This window comes from Hallella mizrahii, from assembly GCF_009695775.1.
GTDB lineage: Bacteria > Bacteroidota > Bacteroidia > Bacteroidales > Bacteroidaceae > Prevotella > Prevotella mizrahii.
On sequence record NZ_VUNG01000018.1, the window covers coordinates 49,048 to 69,085 of the forward strand.

Annotated in this window: 17 protein-coding genes and 1 rRNA gene; 11 read left to right on the top strand and 7 right to left on the bottom strand. The window is 49.8% G+C overall.

What is annotated here, in order from left to right:
• Positions 1 to 224 precede the first annotated feature (224 nt).
• Positions 225 to 1,037 (top strand): four helix bundle suffix domain-containing protein, encoded by an 813-nt coding sequence (locus FYJ73_RS08080; protein ID WP_154534210.1) that lies wholly within the window; start codon positions 225 to 227, stop codon positions 1,035 to 1,037.
• Here FYJ73_RS08080 and FYJ73_RS08085 read toward each other — a convergent pair.
• Positions 1,024 to 3,276 (bottom strand): inorganic phosphate transporter, encoded by a 2,253-nt coding sequence (locus FYJ73_RS08085; RefSeq protein WP_154534211.1) that lies wholly within the window; start codon positions 3,274 to 3,276, stop codon positions 1,024 to 1,026. The two genes, FYJ73_RS08080 and FYJ73_RS08085, sit on opposite strands and share 14 nt — an antisense overlap.
• Positions 3,277 to 3,593: 317 nt before the next feature.
• On the opposite strand from FYJ73_RS08085, the gene FYJ73_RS08090 reads away from it, so the two are divergent.
• The 5 genes from FYJ73_RS08090 to FYJ73_RS08110 all read left to right on the top strand — a co-directional run bounded on the left by FYJ73_RS08090 (position 3,594) and on the right by FYJ73_RS08110 (position 6,692).
• On the top strand, positions 3,594 to 4,526 hold the full coding sequence (locus FYJ73_RS08090) for a serine O-acetyltransferase (RefSeq protein ID WP_154534212.1): 933 nt from the start codon (positions 3,594 to 3,596) through the stop codon (positions 4,524 to 4,526).
• A gap of 55 nt (positions 4,527 to 4,581) precedes the next feature.
• Positions 4,582 to 5,523, top strand: coding sequence for a YitT family protein (locus FYJ73_RS08095; protein ID WP_154534213.1), 942 nt, complete (start codon positions 4,582 to 4,584; stop codon positions 5,521 to 5,523).
• Positions 5,524 to 5,758: 235 nt separating this feature from the next.
• Complete coding sequence (locus tag FYJ73_RS08100) at positions 5,759 to 5,989, top strand: DUF3791 domain-containing protein (protein ID WP_154534214.1); 231 nt, start codon at positions 5,759 to 5,761, stop codon at positions 5,987 to 5,989.
• Complete coding sequence (locus FYJ73_RS08105) at positions 5,986 to 6,456, top strand: DUF3990 domain-containing protein (protein ID WP_154534215.1); 471 nt, start codon at positions 5,986 to 5,988, stop codon at positions 6,454 to 6,456. Before FYJ73_RS08100 ends, FYJ73_RS08105 begins: the two co-directional genes overlap by 4 nt.
• Positions 6,453 to 6,692: a hypothetical protein gene (locus FYJ73_RS08110; RefSeq protein ID WP_154534216.1), complete on the top strand. Its 240-nt coding sequence runs from the start codon at positions 6,453 to 6,455 to the stop codon at positions 6,690 to 6,692. Before FYJ73_RS08105 ends, FYJ73_RS08110 begins: the two co-directional genes overlap by 4 nt.
• A 76-nt stretch (positions 6,693 to 6,768) precedes the next feature.
• Here the strand turns inward: FYJ73_RS08110 and FYJ73_RS08115 are convergent, their stop codons facing one another.
• The 5 genes from FYJ73_RS08115 to FYJ73_RS08135 form a co-directional block, all read right to left on the bottom strand.
• Positions 6,769 to 7,632, bottom strand: coding sequence for an OmpA/MotB family protein (locus FYJ73_RS08115; protein WP_154534217.1), 864 nt, complete (start codon positions 7,630 to 7,632; stop codon positions 6,769 to 6,771).
• Between the two features lie 253 nt (positions 7,633 to 7,885).
• Complete coding sequence (locus tag FYJ73_RS08120) at positions 7,886 to 8,788, bottom strand: Ppx/GppA phosphatase family protein (protein WP_154534218.1); 903 nt, start codon at positions 8,786 to 8,788, stop codon at positions 7,886 to 7,888.
• Between the two features lie 38 nt (positions 8,789 to 8,826).
• Entirely contained in the window at positions 8,827 to 10,659 is a 1,833-nt protein-coding gene (locus FYJ73_RS08125; RefSeq protein ID WP_235899287.1) for a glycoside hydrolase family 97 protein, read from the bottom strand.
• 157 nt (positions 10,660 to 10,816) lie between these two features.
• Positions 10,817 to 12,868, bottom strand: coding sequence for an RNA degradosome polyphosphate kinase (locus FYJ73_RS08130; protein ID WP_154534219.1), 2,052 nt, complete (start codon positions 12,866 to 12,868; stop codon positions 10,817 to 10,819).
• A 45-nt stretch (positions 12,869 to 12,913) separates the two neighbouring features.
• Entirely contained in the window at positions 12,914 to 13,636 is a 723-nt protein-coding gene (locus FYJ73_RS08135; RefSeq protein WP_206081733.1) for a leucine-rich repeat domain-containing protein, read from the bottom strand.
• A 241-nt stretch (positions 13,637 to 13,877) separates the two neighbouring features.
• Here FYJ73_RS08135 and FYJ73_RS08140 point away from each other — a divergent pair, with 241 nt between their 5' ends.
• From FYJ73_RS08140 to FYJ73_RS08150, 3 genes are all read left to right on the top strand, one after another.
• Entirely contained in the window at positions 13,878 to 14,891 is a 1,014-nt protein-coding gene (locus FYJ73_RS08140) for a porin (RefSeq protein ID WP_154534221.1), read from the top strand.
• An 87-nt stretch (positions 14,892 to 14,978) separates the two neighbouring features.
• A complete protein-coding gene (locus FYJ73_RS08145; protein WP_154534222.1) occupies positions 14,979 to 15,671 on the top strand; it encodes a response regulator transcription factor in 693 nt (230 codons plus the stop codon).
• Between the two features lie 48 nt (positions 15,672 to 15,719).
• Positions 15,720 to 17,150, top strand: coding sequence for a sensor histidine kinase (locus FYJ73_RS08150; RefSeq protein WP_154534223.1), 1,431 nt, complete (start codon positions 15,720 to 15,722; stop codon positions 17,148 to 17,150).
• Positions 17,151 to 17,216: 66 nt separating this feature from the next.
• Here the strand turns inward: FYJ73_RS08150 and FYJ73_RS08155 are convergent, their stop codons facing one another.
• Positions 17,217 to 18,389 (bottom strand): aspartyl protease family protein, encoded by a 1,173-nt coding sequence (locus tag FYJ73_RS08155; RefSeq protein WP_154534224.1) that lies wholly within the window; start codon positions 18,387 to 18,389, stop codon positions 17,217 to 17,219.
• Between the two features lie 102 nt (positions 18,390 to 18,491).
• Between FYJ73_RS08155 and FYJ73_RS08160 the strand changes: the two genes are divergently transcribed.
• Both FYJ73_RS08160 and FYJ73_RS08165 read left to right on the top strand, forming a co-directional pair.
• Positions 18,492 to 19,067, top strand: coding sequence for a sugar O-acetyltransferase (locus FYJ73_RS08160; RefSeq protein ID WP_154534225.1), 576 nt, complete (start codon positions 18,492 to 18,494; stop codon positions 19,065 to 19,067).
• A gap of 771 nt (positions 19,068 to 19,838) precedes the next feature.
• Positions 19,839 to 20,038 (top strand): 16S ribosomal RNA (locus FYJ73_RS08165); the annotation flags it as partial.

The following is a 20,038-nucleotide window of genomic DNA, read 5'->3' on the forward strand; positions in this document are numbered from 1 at the left end:
TACTGATTGTATCCTTACTTTTGTTTTCTGTTGCAAAGTTAGCATATAGATGTTTCCTTTTGATGTCCATGTGTTTACAATGGATAGACAGAAACAATACAATATAATGACGGGAAAGGTAAAGGTGCAATAAAAAACAAGTGCAAAGCTCCCCTTGTTAGCCTGCAATTGCTTATCTTTGTAGCTGGGAACAATCGGTGCAGTAGCATCTCATGTTATAGCTTATGGAGAATACACATCAAGACGGTAAGGAGCTGTCCGCAGATAAGGATAAGAAAGTGCTTCGCGACGTGGTTGACTGGCAGCACCTTCACTTATATCAGAAATCAGATGTACTCTATCAATTAACCTTTATTTTCTGCCAGCGGTTTCTTCCGAAGTATGGTGACCGCACGGTAGACCAAATGGTACAGGCGGCACGATCGGGCAAGCAAAACATTGTGGAGGGCTCGGAGGATGGCATGACCTCCACTGAGATGGAGATCAAACTGCTCAATGTGGCGCGAAGCAGCTTCCGAGAATTGCGTGAAGACTACCAGGACTACCTCAACTCACGCAATTTGCGGCAATGGGATTTTCATCATTGCCGCTACAATGGCATGTTGGCTTATTGCCGGGAACACAACCTGTTTGCCGACTATAAACCTTATGCTATGCGATGGACAGCGGAAGAGTTTTGCAATGTCGCCCTGACGCTTTGCCACATCACTGACAAGATGATGTGCAGCTATCTGAAGTGGCTGGAAAAGAACTTTGTGCAGAAGGGTGGCATCAAGGAAAGAATGTATGCGGCTCGCACTGGCTACCGCCAGCAGCAAGATGAGCTCTTGAGTAAATACAAGCAAGAGAACGAGGCTCTCAAACGAAAATGCTCGGCCTACGAGCACGAAATACAATGCCTGAAGGCCGAGCTGGCTAAATTATCTAATGCAGCTTGTGACACTAGTACAACTAGTACCACTAGTACAACTAGTATAACTAGTATAACTAGTGCCACTAGTGATACTAGTTCATCTAGTTCTCCTAGTTCTCAATGAACTTCTTGGCAGCACGCAACTGGTGGCGCATGATATTGAGAAACTCATCCGTCTCCTGCAGAATGTTGAGATATACGAGAGACACCTGAAGCATTTGTGTGCCGGTAGACTGCTGGATATGGTCGATAAGTCCTTTGCGAAGTGTTGACAACTCGTCGCGGCAGAGATCAGCCTCTGAGAGGATATCGCGGTAGTCGTCGTACTTACCATTGGAGATCATCTCCTGCGTCATGTGCATGAGGTCGTTGACCTTTTGGCGAACGGGCTGGAACTCATGGATATATTCCTCGGGTATCGGATTGAAGTTGTTGTCGACATGCTCGCGTACCGGTTCCAGCATACGGCGCAGGCAGTAGATGAACTGTTGGTCGGAGTTGGCGCCGAGGTGGAACCAAGTATTGCGCTCGATAGCAATGTCCTGTGGTGATTTCTTCAGTCCGAGCATTTCCTGACGGCGGTATTTCTTCAGGTTGTCCTGCTCCTTATGGAGTGACTTGCGGCACCGGCCGAGCTCACGTGCGTTTTGTCCGGTGAAGCCGTCCATGATCTTGTTGAACATGTCAAGCGCATAGTGATTCATATTGCATTGCGTGCTGCTCACACGCTTCTGCAGCATATCCCAGACAAGCTCGGGATCACGGGTGCGCATCATCAAGCGGAAGCTGTCCTCGTCCTTGGCCTCCTGTTCTTTCTTCTTCTTGTATTGTTGGTTGCTGTGCCAAAGCAGATAGATGACGAGTATCATGAAGCCCACTTGCAGTACGATACCGCCATACCACATTGTCAGAGCCACCAGTGAGCAGGTGATGAAGGCCACACCGGCAGTGATGAACCAGCCACCAATGACGCTTAGCACGCCGGTGACACGGAACACGGCACTCTCACGGCTCCAGGCACGGTCGGCAAGACTGGAACCCATAGCTACCATGAACGTCACATAGGTGGTAGACAATGGCAACTTATGATTCGTTCCGAAGGTGATCAGCATGGAGGCAATCACCAAGTTCACGGCGGCACGCACCACGTCGAAGGCGGCTTTGTCATCGACAAGCTCCACCTCGTTGGCGTTGAAACGGCTGTTGATCCAATTGCGCAGGGAAGCGGGGAAGATATGTGCGACACTCTCCACGCCCCACTGGCAGAAACGGACGATGGCACGGGCTGCCTTGGACGAACCAAACATCTCGTCGCCCTCGTCCTGACGGGCCAGGTCCACGGAGGTCTTGATCACATTCTGGGCTTTCTTGGAAGTACCCATTGCCACGATCATGATGATGCCGGCTGCCATCAGATAGAAAGGAGGAGTCTTGGCACTCTCCATCAGCGATTTCATCATGAACGTGTCTACACCGGCACCATGGGCGTTGGCGGCATAGTCCTGATAGGAAGCCAAACCGGCCAAGGGCACACCGATGAAGTTCACAAGGTCGTTACCGGCAAAGGCCATGGCAAGACCGAAGGTGCCCATGAGCACGACAAACTTGAAGATGTCAACGCGGCACAGATGCAGGACTTCCATGACGATGGTAGAGCCAATGAATGTATAGATCAGCAGCAGGTTGATGTTGCTGTTGATATAGTCGCGCACGCTCTCACTGACGTAGGGACTGTTGCCGACACCTTTCATAAAGATGAAGTAGGCCAGCACGGTGAACGAGATGCCACCGAAGATGGCGATGGCGTAGCGGCTGTGCTTCTTGTAGTTGAATGTGAAGACCACACGGCTGATCCACATCACAATCATGCCGACGACAAACGAGATTGCCACGCTCACAAAGATGGCGATGATCACGCTCAGAGCCTTGTCGGAGTTGAGCAGTATGCCATAGTCAAGACTCGGGTCGCCCATGATCTTCAAAGTCGAAATCATGAACGCGCCACCGAGGAGCTCGAAGACCAGTGATACCGTGGTCGACGTGGGCATGCCTAATGAATTGAACACATCGAGGATGATGACATCCGTGACCATGACGGCCAGGAACACGGTCATCACCTCATGGAAAGAATAACGGGCCGGCATCATGATGCCGTGGCGCGCAATGTCCATCATTCCCGATGACAGCACGGCTCCTAATACCACAGCGATGGAGGCAATGATGAGCACCGTGCGGAATGTTGCCACACGAGCACCTACGGCCGACTGCAGGAAGTTCACCGCATCGTTGCTCACGCCCACGAACAAGTCGAAGACCGCCAGACAGAGCAGGAAGATGACGATACACAAATAAATTGTTTCCATAAATGATAAGTTATATTCTTTTTGTGCGCAAAGTTAATCAGTGTATATTACAAGTGGTTTAAACACATATTACAATAGTGTTCACATGTATTACAATCATGTTACAAATAGCTATTGGACGGCTCTTTTTGTTATATGTAGTATTTGAGTCAATTTTTTGGAAAAACAAACTGAAGGACGAATCAAAAAATGAGGAAGAACGCAATAATTTGTGAATGCGGAATGTCGTATTATGAATTATTTCTTGTAACTTTGCGCATGAATCCACAATGAAATGAGAAGGGGGGATAAACCTATTTTATCGAATGACGAATATTATGGAAGGCAATGACATATTCTTAAAAAGCGTGGAGATGATGACACGTGTCTCTGACGATGAGCGTCGGATGGCCCCCCAGGGTGATACGCCTTTACCCTCGGTCGATGCACTGCGTGAGATGGTCGAACTGGTGAAGATGATCGTCTTCCCCGGCTTTTTCGACAAGCGGCAGATCGACAGCGACATCCGTTCTTACCATATTGGTGTGAACATGGAGCGGCTTTGTAGTCTCATGCGCAAGCAACTGACATTGGCTCTTTGCGCTGATGGCAGCGATGAGCACAGTGCAGAAGCTGAAGCTGCAGAGAAGTCCTTAAAGCTGATCGGACAACTGCCTCTCATCAAGCATCTGCTCTACACCGATGTCGAGGCTATCTTCGACGATGACCCGGCAGCCTCTTCGCATAGTGAGGTCATCTTTTCCTATCCAGTCATTCATGCCATGATTCACTATCGCTTCGCTCATGTACTTCATGAGATGGGTATCCCTGTTATACCTCGTATCATCACTGAGCAGGCACATGCCAATACAGGTATCGACATCCATCCGGGTGCCAAGATAGGGGAGTACTTCTCCATCGACCACGGTACGGGTGTAGTTATCGGTGAGACTTGCGTCATTGGCAATCATGTGCATCTCTTCCAAGGTGTCACACTCGGTGCGGCGCATACTGAGAACCCTTATTACACACTCCATCAGCAGCCCAACGAGGAGACGCGGCGAGACCGCACACGCCTCGCACCCCGCCACCCTGTGCTTGAAGATCACGTCACGGTATACTCCAACTCCACACTACTGGGGCGCATCACCATCGGACATGATACGGTTATCGGCGGTAACGTGTGGCTCACACACAGTGTGCCGGCCAACACCACTATCATGCAGAGCAAGGCTATGGACGTGAGTTTCACTGGTGGACTTGGTATTTAAGGATAGCAAGCAGATGAAACTGTCATGATATAGAAACATTATTAGTGTCTCGTGTATGAAAAAGAAGAGTATTATCAATGAGTTGCGTGACTACTTGATGATCACGATAGCGATGATCTCCTATTGTATCGGGTGGAACGTATTCCTTTTGCCTAACAATATCACCACGGGTGGTGTGCCGGGTATTTCTTCGGTAGTCTACTGGGGTACGGGCATTCCGGTGCAGGTGACTTATTTCGTCATTAATGCTTTCCTGCTTATTGCAGCCCTGAGAATCCTGGGATGGAAGTTCTGTGTGAAAACGATCTATGCGGTGGTGGTGTTGACATCGCTCACCGCCTTGGCTCGACACAACCTCGTTGGTACCCATCTGCTTGCTGACCAGCCTTTTATGGCAAGTCTTATCGGTGCTATGTTCTGCGGTGGTGGAGTAGGACTGGGACTGGCCAATAACGGATCTACGGGAGGTACGGATATCGTGGCGGCCATCGTCAACAAGTACCGCGATATCTCCTTGGGCCGTGTCATCATGCTCTGCGATATTGTCATCATCACCTCTTCTTATCTTGTCCTTCACAACTGGGAGCAGGTCATCTATGGCTATGTGGTGCTGATGGTCACCGCGTTTTGTATCGATCAGGTTGTCAACTCCATGCGCCGCAGCGTGCAGTTCTTCATCATCTCGGACAAGTATCGCGAGATAGCCTCGCGCATCGCGGTCTATCCCCATCGTGGTGCTACGGTCATCGAGGCGCACGGCTTCTACACGGGCCATCAGGTGAAGATGCTCTTCATCATGGCCAAGCGTCGTGAGAGTAACACCATCTTCCAGATCATCAACGATATCGACCCTCGTGCTTTCGTCACTCAGACCAATGTCATTGGTGTCTATGGTGAGGGCTTTGACAAGTTCAAGGTGCACAAGATGACCAAGAACGGCTATGAGATCATCAACCGTGAGAGAGCGGAGATAGAAAAACTCGAGGAACAGAACTAATAATTCTCTTTGAGATAAAAAGCAAGGGGGGCTATGCCGTGCGGCATAGCCCCCCTTATATAATAATAGGAGTGATCCTTACTTGTTGTTGCTCTCCTTTGGGAACAAAAAAATCTGTGTGGTGATGTACGAACAGCATCACACAGAAAAAATGATGGCATTTGGATAATATGAAGAGAAAGACTTGCTTCATTCGAATAGAATGTTTATTTTTGCAGTAAAAAGGAATATGTCTATGGCTACTTCAAAAAATGATAGGTTTAGAATACCTTATATAAACATGATCATCCGGACATTTGGGGAACATTTCCAATTGTCTGTCCAGCAGGCCTGCAGCTATCTTTACCGCTGCAAGGGTATTCATTATTTAGTGGATCATTATGATGTGGAGCATACTTTGCCAGTGGAAGATACTATTGAAGCCTTGGCCAGTGTGTGCCGAAGAAATGGAGGACTGCTTGCATGATATTATATCACGGAACAAATGTAGACTTTAATAAGATAGATATCTCAAAGTGTTTACCTTATAAAGACTTTGGATGTGGCTTCTATCTTACTGATATTCAGAAGCAGGCTAAGCATATGGCCCGACGCAAGTTCGATGCTTTTGGAGGTGGTATGGTAGTCCAAGAATACTTTTTTGACGATCAGCTTCTTGTCAATGGCAGCCTTGCCGTGTTGAAATTCGACAAAGTCTCTGTAGAGTGGGCTCAATTTATTTATAAGAATCGTAGCCGTCAATTACATTTTCATCATAGTTATGATGTTGTTATAGGTCCTGTGGCTGATGATGGAGTAGCGTTTCTTATGAGCCAATTCCAACATGGTTATATCAATGAGGTAGCTTTTGCTGAACAACTGAAGTATAAGCAACTTAGTAACCAATATTGTTTTTTGACACCAAAGGCAATTAAAACGTTGAAGAGATTATGATGACAAAAGATCAAAGATATCACTTCCTTGTGGATAATGCAGTTGACAGTATGAGTGAACAGCTCATAGAGGATTTTCATTTACCTGTTCCAGAAGCACTTAACTTTATCTATCAATCTTCTACATTGAAGATCATCCAAGATCCAAGAACACTTCTTTATACAGAGAGTCCAGATTATTTGTATCTCATCTTAAAATACGAATACCAAAATGGCAAGTTGCCAGAAACGGCGTAAATGTCTTTTGATATAATCACATAAGGGGGGCTATGCCGTGCGGCATAGCCCCCCTTATATATAATAGGAGTGATCCTTACTTGTTGTTACTTTCCTCTGGAGCCTTGTCGATGAGGTCCATGAACTGGTCGAGCTTCGGTGTGATGATGATCTGGGTGCGGCGGTTGCGCTGTTTGCCGAGTTCTGTGTCGTTGCTGGCCACAGGGTTGTATTCGCCACGTCCGCCGGCGGTCAGTCGCTTAGGTGCCACACCGAAGTGATCAATGAGATACTGAACTACGCTGGAGGCACGCAGAGCACTGAGATCCCAGTTGTTGCGGATGTTCTTCATGGATGGTGCGGCTGTGTTGACAGGCACGTTGTCGGTGTTGCCCTCGATGAGCACGTCATAGTCCTTGTAGTCTGTGATGATCTTAGCAATTTTGCTCAGCGTCTCCTGGGCACGGTCGTTGATCTCATAGCTGCCACTCTTGTAGAGCATGTTGTCGGCCAAACTGATATAAACAACACCCTTGAGCACTTGCACGTCGACCTCTTTCATCTCCTCCTTGCTCAGTGAGCGGGTGAGGTTGTTGGTGAGCACCATATTGAGCGAGTCGCTCTTGCTCTTCACCTCCACGAGATGGCGGATATACTGGTTCGACTCATTGATCTGGTCAACGAGCTTTGAGATGTTGATGTTGTTGGCGTTGGCATTGTTGAGACTCTTGTCGAGAGATCCTTGCAGCGAGGCGTAGTCTTTCTTAGCCTGAGCGAGCTGATCCTCCAAGGAGCTGACGCGAGCCTGAGAGGCAGCGAGCTTTTCCTTGGCGTCCTGATAGTTGGCGGTCAGTTCACGGTTTTCTGTTTGACAATTCACCAAGTCTTTCTTGCTGGCGCAGCTGCTGACGAGCATAGTGCTGGCGAGCAGAGCTACAATAGCGATGTTAGTCTTTTTCATGTCTTATCGTTTTTATTTATAAATGTCGTTTCATATATTGTGTGGCCAGAAATCCTTTGTAATGGGATTATCGTGAAGCCAACTTATTGCAAATATCGTTATTATGACGCAAAAAGGAAAGGAAAGTTGCATGAGATTAGTTTATTTTAACCACATAAGTGAGCTTTTTAGTTTCTTTTGGTAGGAGATAGCAGGAAAAAGAAATATCCACGCATCAGGAGCATCGATGCGTGGATAAAGATTCCGGCTATGCTTATGGTTTCACCTTTGCCGTTTTCATGTCGCGGTAGAGTCCGTCGACGATGGAGTCGGCAAGCGAGATATTGGGTACCATGATCTCGTCGCATCCGAGTTGCTTGCTCACGTCGAGGAAGATGCGGGCTGCGGGAACGATGACATCGGCACGGTCGTCCTTGAGGTTGAAAGAGATCATGCGCTCCTCAATGCTCATCGGCTTGAGCATGGAGTAGAGCCGTTGCAGTTCGGTGATGGAGAGCTTCTTGTTTTTGCTTTCTTTGCTGATCTTGAACAGCTTGTTGATATTACCACCCGAACCGATGATGCGTATGTCGGGGTATAGCTTGGCATATCCTTGCAGATCAGCCTCCATGGCTTTCCAGGCTTCAGGAGTGACGCGGTCAGAGAGCAGACGCAGTGTACCTATATTATAGGAGTGGCTATCGGCGAGCGTGCCGTCATGGATGAGCGAGATCTCTGTGCTGCCACCGCCCACATCGACGTAGGCGAAGTTGCCTTCATTGGAGTCGGTCTTCTCCACAAGGTTGTTGACAAGCAGCAGTGCCTCGTCGGGACCTTTGACCACCTCCAAGTCGAGTCCGCTCTCCTTCTTAATCGTCTTGATCACCTTCATACCGTTTTCGGCATCGCGCATGGCCGACGTGGCACAAGCGCGGTAGGCATCGACGCGGAAGACCTTCATCAGTTGCTTATAGGCTTTCATCATGTGGATCATCATCTCCTCACGTTCTTTCGACACCTTGCCGAGCGTGAAGACATCCTTGCCCAAGCGCAGAGGCACGCGCACGAACATCAGTTTGCGCACGCGTTCCAATCCGACAGCCTCGTCGTCGAAGGCCTTGATGAGCAAACGGGCTCCGTTGGAACCAATATCAATAGCTGCTAATGTACATTTCATGTCTTACAGATTTTATGTTTAAACGTTTTATGAATCGTTTATTCAATGATCATCACGAAGCCTCCTCTTGGCGCGCATTTCACTGTGCGCGTGTTAAGAGGCTTGACTTTTTTGAAGCTCAGGCTACCGTCGGTGAGCAATCGGCAGGTGTGCCTGCCTTTCAGTTGCAAAGAGCTGAGATCCACCGTGAGGCCGAGTTTTTCGTCAGTGCCGTTGATGCCTGCCACATACCAGGTGTGTGCCTTTCGTCTTGCCATCACCACATGGTGTGCCGGATAGCCGGTGAGCAGTTTAGTGTCGTCCCATGTAGTAGGCACCGTGCCGAGGAAGTCGCATACTTGCTTGTATTTTTTTTGCAGGAAGCTCTCGGGCCTATCGGCCAGATGCTGTAGTGCGCTTTCGAAGAGCACAGTCAGAGCCACCTCGTGCGCGTCGGTGGTGATGTGTGGGTGCTGAGAATTAGAGAAGGCGCAGGGTGTGTAGTCCATGGGTCCCACCACATTGCGTGTGAAGGGCAACGTGGCGTTGTGCCCGGCAGCGCGATTGGTGAGGGTGGCCCTGTTGTTGTACCATTCGGCTCCGTATACGGCCTCGGTGGAGAGGAGGTTAGGGAATGTGCGTTGCCATCCTCTGGGTAAAGTAGCTCCGTGGAAGTTTACCAGCAGGTGGTGTCGCGCCGCGTCGTTGAGTAAATCGATGCAGTATCGCATCACAGGCTGTGTGTCGCCTCCAAAGAAGTCTATTTTCACGCCGGCCACGCCCATTTTCTCGCACCAAGCAAACTCCTTCTCGCGTTTTTCGGGGGCGTTGAGTCTCCACTTCGGCCCCGGTGCGCCATTTACCCATCCACAGCACGAATTGTACCACAGCAGTGGCTTCACACCTTTCTCGTGAGCATAGCGCAGGGCATCTTCCACGTTACCGCCATTATCCATCTCGTCCCATTCGGCATCAATGAGTACGTATGGCAGATGCATGGTGGCGGCCATGTCGATATATTGCTTCACGATCTGGAAGTCTTTGGAACCATGGTTATGTGCCCAGTATATCCAAGACACCATGCCGGGGTGTATCCACGTATTGTCGGTGAAGGTGGAGGGTGGGGCAACGTCTGTAACCAGAGTAGACTCCACCACATCGGCGATCGAGCCTATTATCATGACTCTCCAAGGGCTCATCCATGGTCCGCTTACGAGGCTGTCGTTTTTGTCAGGCACTATGCGGTACAGATTGGGAGCTTGTGTGTTGTAAAGACAAGCGGCACTATTATAGTCGTGTATGTCGGCCTCGGTCAGCAATGTCCACACGCCGCTATGTGGGTTGGTCAACACGGGGAAAGCCCACCGTCTGTTGTTGTCCTGACTCCATCCGTCAGTTGTCTTTGGATAGAATTCCTCATAACTGTCGGTCCACTTCATCATCCACCGTGGCGTGCCTTGGGACAGGTCGAAGGTTGTTTGCTCGCCACGCATGGTTCCGTGGTTCATGTTTGTGGCGTACCGGAAAGCCAATCCATCGTTGTAGAGTCTCACAATGAGCGTAATACCCAATCCTTGACTCGGGCTCTTCCCTAAGTTCAGACGATACTCATTAGCCTGATTGGTACAGTGCCGTTTCTTACCAGACAGCATGTAGTAGTCGGCCTTCACTGTGGTTGGTTTCCCCACGCCGAGTATGCAGAGGGCTGTGGTGTCGTCGGGTTGTGGCGTAATGCCCAATCTTGTGATGCGTGCCACGGTCACGTTTCCACAGTCAACATTGAGTCCGTGTGTGGTGGCCAGAACCTTGATTTTTCCATTGGGCGAGGTCATAGTCTGTGCCGGACAGCAAGTTGCCACGAGCAGCAAGGCAAGGCAGAATAGTTTTTTCATAGTTTTTTCTTGATTTGATGAAACATGTACAGGCTGCGTTTGCAGCTTTGTTTGCAAATATCGTGAAAAACTACGACATGTGCAAGGCATTGCCCTTGTTATTGTCTTGAAGCTGCTTTTTTTAGTGGACATCGTTTGTCGATGCACTTTATTGATCCTACTGCTCGTTGCCGTTGTGCTGCAGGTAGTATTTGTAGAGTTCTTCCTGGCTGCGGAAGAGTTCACCCTGTTGCAGTTGGTCGGTACCCTTTCCGTCGACGAGTCGTCCGTTGGTTGTGTCACGTAGTCCGTATTCCACCGTGCGTCGCAGATCTTCTTTGAGATCCTCGTCATAGACCGGTGTCATCACCTCGATGCGACTGAGCAGGTTGCGTGGCATCCAGTCGGCCGAGCCGAGGAAGTATTTGTTCTTTCCTCCATTGCAGAAGATGAGGATGCGGCTGTGCTCAAGGTACCGGTCGATGATGCCTACGATATGGATATTGTCCGACACACCCGGTATGCCCGGCACGAGCGAGCAGTTGCCACGCAGCACAATGTCGACCTTCACACCGGCTTGCGAAGCCTGATAGATTTTTGCCACCACGTCGGAATCGGTGATATGGTTGATCTTGATTTTTGCCCAAGCCTCTTTGCCCTCTTTAGCGTTCTTGATCTCTGTGTCGAACATGTGTAGGATACGGTTCTTCATAGCGTTGGGTGAGACGAGCAGCTGACTAAAGCGTACCTGCTGGAACGGTCGGTCGATGAACTGGAAGACCTTTGCCACCTCTGAGACTATTGACGGCCGGGCCGTCATCATCAGATAGTCGGTATACACCTTGGCATTGCCTTCATGGAAGTTGCCGGTACCCACGCAGGCAATGTCGCCTTTCTTGCTGCTGATATAGAGGAGTTTGGAATGGATCTTCAGTCCCTCCACGCCGAAGATGACATTTACGCCTTCCTCTTGCATGCGCTTGCTCCACTTGATGTTGCTCTCCTCGTCGAAGCGGGCGAGCAACTCCACCACGGCTGTCACCTTCTTGCCGTTGCGGGCTGCGCAGATGAGTGCCTTGACGACCTTGGAGTCCTTGGCCAGCCGATAGAGCGTGGTTTTGATTTCTTTGACCTCTGGCTTCAGTGCCGCCTCACGCAGCACACGGATGTAAGCGTCGAAGCTGTGGTAGGGGACATGGATAAACCGGTCTTTCTCACGGATGAGATCCAAAATGCTTTGCTCAGAAAGAAACTCCGGTTTCATCAGATGCTTCCATTTAGGATATTTCAGTTCGTCGTGTCCACAGTCGGGGAACTTCATCAGATCCTTATGGTTTTGATAGCGTCCGCTGGCCAGCGAGGTGTCGAGTTCGCGGATGTCAAGGCGCTCAAGAATCTTTTTCTGCATGCTCTGTGGCATGTCGCGGTCGTAGAGCACGCGGATAGGTTCACCGCGTTTGCGACTGTCCACGCCGATGGCGATACGCTCCATAGTACCGTAGTCGGCATCGTTGTCTACCTCCATCTCGGCATCTTTGGTGAACTTAAAGCTGTAGGCGCGGAAGTAGCTCGGCCTGAGTCCGATGAAGATAAATGGCAGGCAGAATCGGATGACGTCGTCGAGATACATGATGTTGTCGTATCCGTCGGAAGCCGGTATCTTAATGAAGCGTCCAAAAGTCTTGTCGGGCACCTTGATGATGGCATATTTCGAGCGTGCATCTTTGATGATGGTTTTCTCTACGATCAGATAGATGCGGTTGTCTTCCAAGGTGCTCAGATCCTTGATTTCGCTGAGCCAGATAGGGTTTGTCGAACCGTTGAGTTTGTCGTAGTAGAAATTCTCAAGCCATTTCTTCTGTTCGTCGTTGAGCTGCGTCTCGTTGACCATTCTGACCTTGTGGAGTTCCAGCTCGCGGAACACCTGTCGTGTGGCTTCGGTGTATTCCTTGCTGTAGCTCTCGTTGAGCAGGTTGATGGTCTTGATCGTGCGCTTCACGTCCTGCTTGGTGTGCTTATCCACGTCGTCGCTGGCCAAGATGCGGTTGAGTGAGGCCACACGCACACGGAAGAACTCGTCGAGGTTGTTGGAGTAAATGCCCAGGAATGAAAGCCGCTCCAGCAATGGCACGTATTCTTTCTTGGCTTCCTGCAGGATGCGGTGGTTGAAATACATCCAGCTCACGTCGCGTTTGACGTAGAGGTTCTTGAGTCTGTCTTCCTTTGTCATGGTGCTATGTTGTTTGATGCTTGTTGAGGCTGAGATAAGTTTATTTCATTCGGCCGGTTTGGTGTTGGAAGTAGAGGTCATTGGCTTGTCAGCCATTCCGCCTTCTTTTTTCTTTTTGTCTTTCTTTTCTGCTTTTTGGTCGTTTTTCTTATTGTCTTTCTTGTCGGCCTTATCGTTCTTCTTAGCAGTTTTTTCTTCTTTCTTGTCTTTCTTGTCTTTCTTTTTCTCCTCTTTTATCTTCTTGCTTTTGTCTTCGTTGTGGCCTACAACCAAGTAGTTGATGTCGCCGTCGTTGAGGTGCAGAGCCTTTCGCAGAGCTTTGACCATATCGTCGGGAACAGAGATGTCGTGCAGCTCATCGCAGGAGTCGAAAGCCTTGCGGCTAACCTTCTTAGGCGCACCCTCAAAGACCACACGTTTGAGCCGGTCGCAATCACTGAAAGCATACGGTTCTACTGTTTCCACCGAAGCGGGGAGCACGATCTCTTCCAAAGCATCACAGTCGGCAAAGGCCTCGCGGGCGATGTCCTTCAGTCCCTTGGGGAGACTCACTTTCTTCAGATGTTTCTTGCGAGCGAAAGCCATCTCGCCGATTGTCTGCACGGTAGCCGGTACGCTGACCTCCTCACGGTCACCGCGTGAATAGACCAGTTGGGTGTGGTCGGTGTTGTAGACACCTTCCTCGTCAAAGGCGAAGTCCTCGCTGTCCAGCTTCTGCAATGCCAGTGTCAGGACAGCAGTCTCAAGTTTGCCGCCTTTCTTAGACATCTTTGTAATTCTCTCCAGTAACTCTTTCTTATTTGCTTTCATATGATTGTAAGTTGATATGCTCGTTTCCTTTCTGCTTGCAAAATTACCAATTATCTCTAACACATATTGTTCATATCTGTTACAATGATATTACGAAACTGTTTCAATGGCTATTGTCACGTCTTTGTAACATCTGTGTCACCTTTTCTAAACATGACAAGAGTAACTTTGCGGTCGTAAACACAAGGATGAAACATATATGAAAAAGATTCTGTCGCTTGTGCTGTGCTTGCTGGCTGCCTGGTCGGCTCCGGCTCAAGAAGTAAACACCCAACCGCAGGTGCATGGCACGTTGCGCGGTAAGTATGAATATCAGACTTCAGAGGGTGAGGGACGTTTTGAGGTTCGCACGGCACGTGTCAGTGTCAGCGGCAAGCTGATGCCCGAGGTGGAGTACAAGGCAGAGATCGACCTTTGCGATGAGGGCGTCATCAAGATGCTCGATGCCTACACGCGGCTGAAGCCCTGGCGCTATTTCCAGTTCACCATAGGACAGATGCGTGTGCCGTTTACCATCGATGCCCACCGTTCGCCCGACCAGCAGTATTTTGCCAACCGCAGCTTCATCGCAAAGCAGGTGGGCAATGTACGTGACGTAGGAGCCATGGCAGCCTATGATTTCCATGTGGGCTTCCCCATTCGTGTACAGGCCGGACTCTTCAATGGTTCGGGGCTGACTGGACAGAAGGACTACTGGACCAAAGGTGCGAATTTCTCCTCCAAGGTGCAGTTCTTCTTTCCCTTTCATACCGATCTGGTGCTCAGTGCGCAGAAGATCACCCCCAACCACAATACGATTATGATGTACGACGGCGGACTGACCTATCACCGTGGACCGTTTCTCGGTGAAGTGGAGTATTTATATAAGAGATATTCCCACCATCTATATAAAGATGTGCATGCCGTGGATGTCTTTGCCAATTACGACATTCCGGTTCGCGACAAGCGTTGCTTGATCAGAAAGGTGTCACCGCTTGTTCGTTACGATTTCATGACTGACCATAGTGATGGTACGAAATATGACGACAACGGCAACATGGTTACCACAGACTATCAGCGCAACCGTCTGACAGGTGGCGTGACGCTGAGTCTTGCCAAGCCTTTTATCTCCGATATCCGTATCAACTACGAGAAATATTTCTACCGCAAGGACGGTATTCCCAAAACATCAGAGAAGGACAAGATCGTTATCGAGTTTATGACTCATTTCTAATGTCGTGGGGAAAATTTGCTTTAAAAGGCATGACTGGGATGTAAAACAGAAAAAATGATTATCTTTGCAATATAACATCAATAAGCAATGGAAGAAGAAAAGAAATACAAGATACTGGTCGTCGACGATGAGGACGACCTCTGCGAGATTCTCAAATTTAATCTTGAGACCGAAGGCTATCAGGTCACCACGGCCAATTCTGCCGAGGATGCGCTGAAACTCGATATAGCTTCTTTTGATCTTTTGCTGCTCGACGTGATGATGGGTGGTATGTCGGGTTTCGCCATGGCCAAACAACTCAAGGCCAATCCCTCGACAGCCAGCGTGCCCATCATCTTTCTCACGGCGCGCGACACGGAAAACGATACGGTCACCGGCTTCAATCTTGGTGCCGATGACTATATCTCTAAGCCGTTCTCCTTGCGTGAGGTACTCGTGCGCGTGCGCGCCGTGCTGCGCCGTACCTCTGAGCACCAAGGCTCAGAACCTGCCGTGCTGCGTTATCAGGGATTGGAGATGAACCTTGACAAGAAGACGGTGAGCATTGACGGTGCGGACGTGCCCTTTACCAAGACCGAGTTTGAGTTGCTACATCTTCTGCTTGAGGAGAAAGGGCGTGTGTTCTCACGTCAGGAGCTTATCGACAAGGTGTGGCCCAAGGACGTACTCGTGCTCGACCGTACGGTCGATGTCAACATCACGCGTCTGCGCAAGAAGATCGGGCGTTTTGCCAAGTGCATCGTCACACGACTGGGCTTCGGCTATTATTTCGACGCTTAAAGGGTATGTGGCTTGGGACATAGCGTCCTCTAATAATGATATGATCTCATGGATAGATATTTTTGTAAGGTGAAAGCTATCTCTGTCGGCAATAAGCTCTATCTGACGGTTCTTTCTCTTTTCTTGGCTTTTGCCGTGGCGTTCATCGTCTTTCAGCAGGCCAGGGAGAAACAATACAAGATAGGGCTGCTGGAATCGCGGTTGGAGAGCTTCAATGCACAGATACATGAGGAGGTACAAGGTAAGCGGCAGCCGGTTGACAATACACTGACGGCTCTCGTGAAAAGTTTCAACAACAAGGAGTTGCGTGTCACCCTCGTGCGCAAGGACGGACGTGTGCTCTACGACAATTTCCGGCGCGACTATGCCCAAATGCCAAACCATGCCTCGCGCCCGGAGATCAAGGAGGCTCTGCGACAAGGACACGGCACGTCGCTCGCGCGACATAGCAGTACCCTCGACCGCGAGTATTTCTACTCTGCTACTTATTTCAAGCGCGACGGCATCGTGGTGCGCACGGCTCTGCCTTACGATAACAATCTGGCGAAGACTTTGCAGGCCGATCAGCACTTCATCTGGTTTGCCCTGGTGATCATTGTGTTGCTCACCCTCGTGCTCTACCGCTTTGTCAACCGCTTGGGTACAAACATCACCAAGCTCCGCATCTTCGCTTCGCGTGCCGACCACAACGAGAGCTTGGAGACTGAGGACCTCGCGGCATTCCCCGACGATGAGTTGGGCGAGATCGCCGAGCGTATCATCAAGATATATAAGCGTTTGCAGACCACACGGCGCGAGCAGGATATCCTCAAGCGACAGCTCACGCAAAACGTGGCGCATGAGCTCAAGACTCCCGTGGCCAGTATTCAGGGCTATCTCGAAACAATCCTTGAGAACCCACATATCGATGCTCCTACCAAGGAGATGTTTCTCCAGCGCTGTTATGCCCAAAGCGAACGGCTCACCTCATTGCTCCGCGACATCTCCACGCTCAACCGGCTCGACGATGCACCTAACATGCAGAACTTCGAAGACGTGAACATCTCCGAGATGGTGCAGAACATCCAGAAGGAGACAGCCTTACAGTTGGAGCAACGCCATATGACATTCCATAATTATCTGCCTGGCGAACTTATCGTCAAAGGCAGTCAGTCACTGCTATACAGTGTCTTTCGCAATCTCACTGACAACGCCATCGCCTATGCCGGCGAGGGTACGTCGATCACGATCACCGCCGAGCGCCATACCGATTACTGGACGTTTGTCTTCAGCGACAATGGAGTCGGGGTGCCGCCCGAACATCTCTCGCGGCTCTTCGAGCGCTTCTATCGTGTTGATAAGGGACGCAGCCGCAAAATGGGCGGTACGGGCTTGGGATTGGCCATCGTCAAGAATGCTATTCTATTGCATAAAGGTACCGTCAACGTGCGCAACAACCCTGATGGTGGTCTTCGCTTCACGTTCACTATAGCGATATAAATATGAGGCTGGGTCTTTCCTTTTGTCAAAGGCTCAGCCTTACTTTATCTTGTGAAGGGTACTTGCTTATCTTGTGAAAGACACCTGTCTTTCCATTCCGTTCATTCCTCTTACCGTCAGCCTATATATCTGCTCCTTTACGAAGGGGTAACGCCGGAAGTCGGCGAACGTGGCGATGGCCTTGCCGTCAATGGCCACGATGGTGTCGCCCTGGCGTAGGCCTGCCCGGTATTCGGGGCTGTCCTTCATCAGCAGGCCGACCATGGCACGCCCGTCTTTGCCCGGCACATAGGCAACAGTATAGGTTTTGTTGTTCACTTCCACGCTGTCACCGCCTTCGTAAGGCTGGAAGAAGATCTTGCGGCGGAAACCGTTGATGGTCACCGTGCCATAGCGCAGGATGCTCGCCCCGATGCGGCTGGCGCCCTGTGTGGTCATTGCTCTTACATCTTTGAACGAGAACGTATCCCATTTCAGTCGGTCGAGTTTCATAAACACCACCTCCGACGAACGCTCAGCACCTAACTGTCCGATGGTGAACGAGCCGTTGACGCGTTCCTCCACCTGGCTCTCCACATTCTTGCTCTTATAGGCGTGCACGTCGAAGCTCTCCTTGTTCATCGTGAAAAGCTGGCGGGAGCCCGTATCGAAAAGAACCTCGTCGGTATGGCGCTTAAACGGACTGACAAGCACATAGGGCACGAACCATTTCAGCCGATAATGCAGCCCCACGCCGGGCTCACGGTCGAAGTAATCGCGGCGGTCGGTAAGGATCATCCGGCCATGGCGCGCATCGATCTTGCAGCACAGACCTTTGTTGAGCAGGTCGAAGCCGAGGATAGCGTCGTTGGTGTGCCGTGTGGTCTGTGGGCGGAACACCGAGGCCACATAGTGCTGGAGAGTCAGACTGCCGATGGTCAGCGGCGGCAATTCCACCACTGCCACCGTGTCGAGATTTCCGGCGGCGTCGCGACTGACGACATTGCCCAACGGGCGCAACCCTTGTATGCTACTGCCCATGTAGACTGAGCCCTGGCTCGATCCTGTATCGAGGTTGAAGCGACAGGGACGCCCGTCTGCTGTGCCCATGATGTATATCTGGTCGTCGACAACCTCTATGGGGATCGTGTCGACGAAGTTTGTCTGGGAAAAGGTGAAACTGGTGTCGTAGCTGTGCATCTGTGCCTGCGTGTTCAGACAGAGCAGCAGGCCGACCAGCAGGATGATGGTTCTTTTCATGTTTGTATCATGTTTACTATGTGGCAAAGTTACAAAATATGTGCTATTGGCGTTTGTCCTTTTGATGTTTTTTCTTAATTTTGTTACCGAAACACGATGACTATGAAAACAGAATTTGAAAAGATGCGCTCGCAAGAACTCTATCATATCGATGATCCTGAGATACAACAGAGTTGCAACGAAACTAAGGAGTTGCTCTTGGCGTTCAATCAGACCACGCTGACATCACCCAATTTTCGGTTGTTGCTTCAGCGTGTGGCACCGGGCATACCCGACTCGTCGGTGATCTGTCCGCCGTTTTATTGTGACCATGCCAGTAGCAACCACATCGGTGAGCACGTGTTCATCAACTACAATTGTACGTTTCTCGGTGGAGCCATTATCACCATCGGCAACCATGTGCTCATTGGTCCTAACTGTCAGTTGCTTACGCCCCAGCATCCCATGAACTATCTCGATCGGCGTAAGCCCATGGAGACATCTTATCCCATCACCATTGGCGACGACACTTGGCTGGGCGGCGGCGTCACCGTCTTGCCCGGCGTGACCATCGGCAAGCGCTGCATCATTGGTGCCGGAGCCGTCGTCGTGCACGATATTCCCGACGACAGCCTTGCCGTGGGCAACCCTGCTGTGGTGAAGCGTCGTCTCAACAATGAAAGTACAAAGCAAGGTTAGACATAAGTCACTTATCTTTAGACAGAAGCGCATGCTTATTCTTGGACAGAAAGACATAAAGCACATATAATTAGGTCGGGAGAAGTAAGGCTCATCATCTTATTTCTTAGACAGAATGAAATTAGTCTCTCGTTAGTCTCTCGTTAGTCTCTCGCTTTGAAACTAATAGTCTCAAAGCGAGAGACTATTGGTTTCAAAGCGAAAAACTATTAGTTTCTAAGCGAGAAACTGTTAGCTTCGTCTTTCGTTGAGAAAGTGCTCGGCAGTCTCTCATGCTTGTTGTGCTGGGCTCTTGTCTTCTCGTGCTGTCTTCCTGTCGTGTCGTGCAGTGTTCTGTAGGTTGCTGCTGTGCAGCGACGCTCGTCCTTATTAGCCCTTGCTCTCTTCTCCCTATATATTAAATAAGGTGCCGTTTTCTCTTTTTGTAAATATTATGGAAAACCTACACTTTTTCTTCAAAAAAATCTTGGAAAAGTTTGGAGGGTATTGGTAAAAGCTGTACCTTTGCACTCGCTTTTCAGAACTACGGCAAACGCCAAATACTGAGAGCAACGAGAAAGAGTTCTTTGAGAAGATTACATACAACAGAGAGTAGTACAAGAAGCGATTCCTACACCTTATTATATATAGGATGTATGGAATTGGGTAGAAGAAACGAACCGTTCAATTTTAGGATTGAAAACAGGCAGACTTCAATAAACCATCGCGTCCTGTGATAGAGAAACTATTTCTGATTCAGCTGCAAGGCTGATGAGGGAACCATGATATTTTACAATGGAGAGTTTGATCCTGGCTCAGGATGAACGCTAGCTACAGGCTTAACACATGCAAGTCGAGGGGTAATGACAGCGAAAGCTTGCTTTTGCTGGGCGACGACCGGCGCACGGGTGAGTAACGCGTATCCAACCTGCCCATAACTAAGGGATAATCCGTAGAAATGCGGTCTAATACCTTATGTGTTCCGAGGAAGA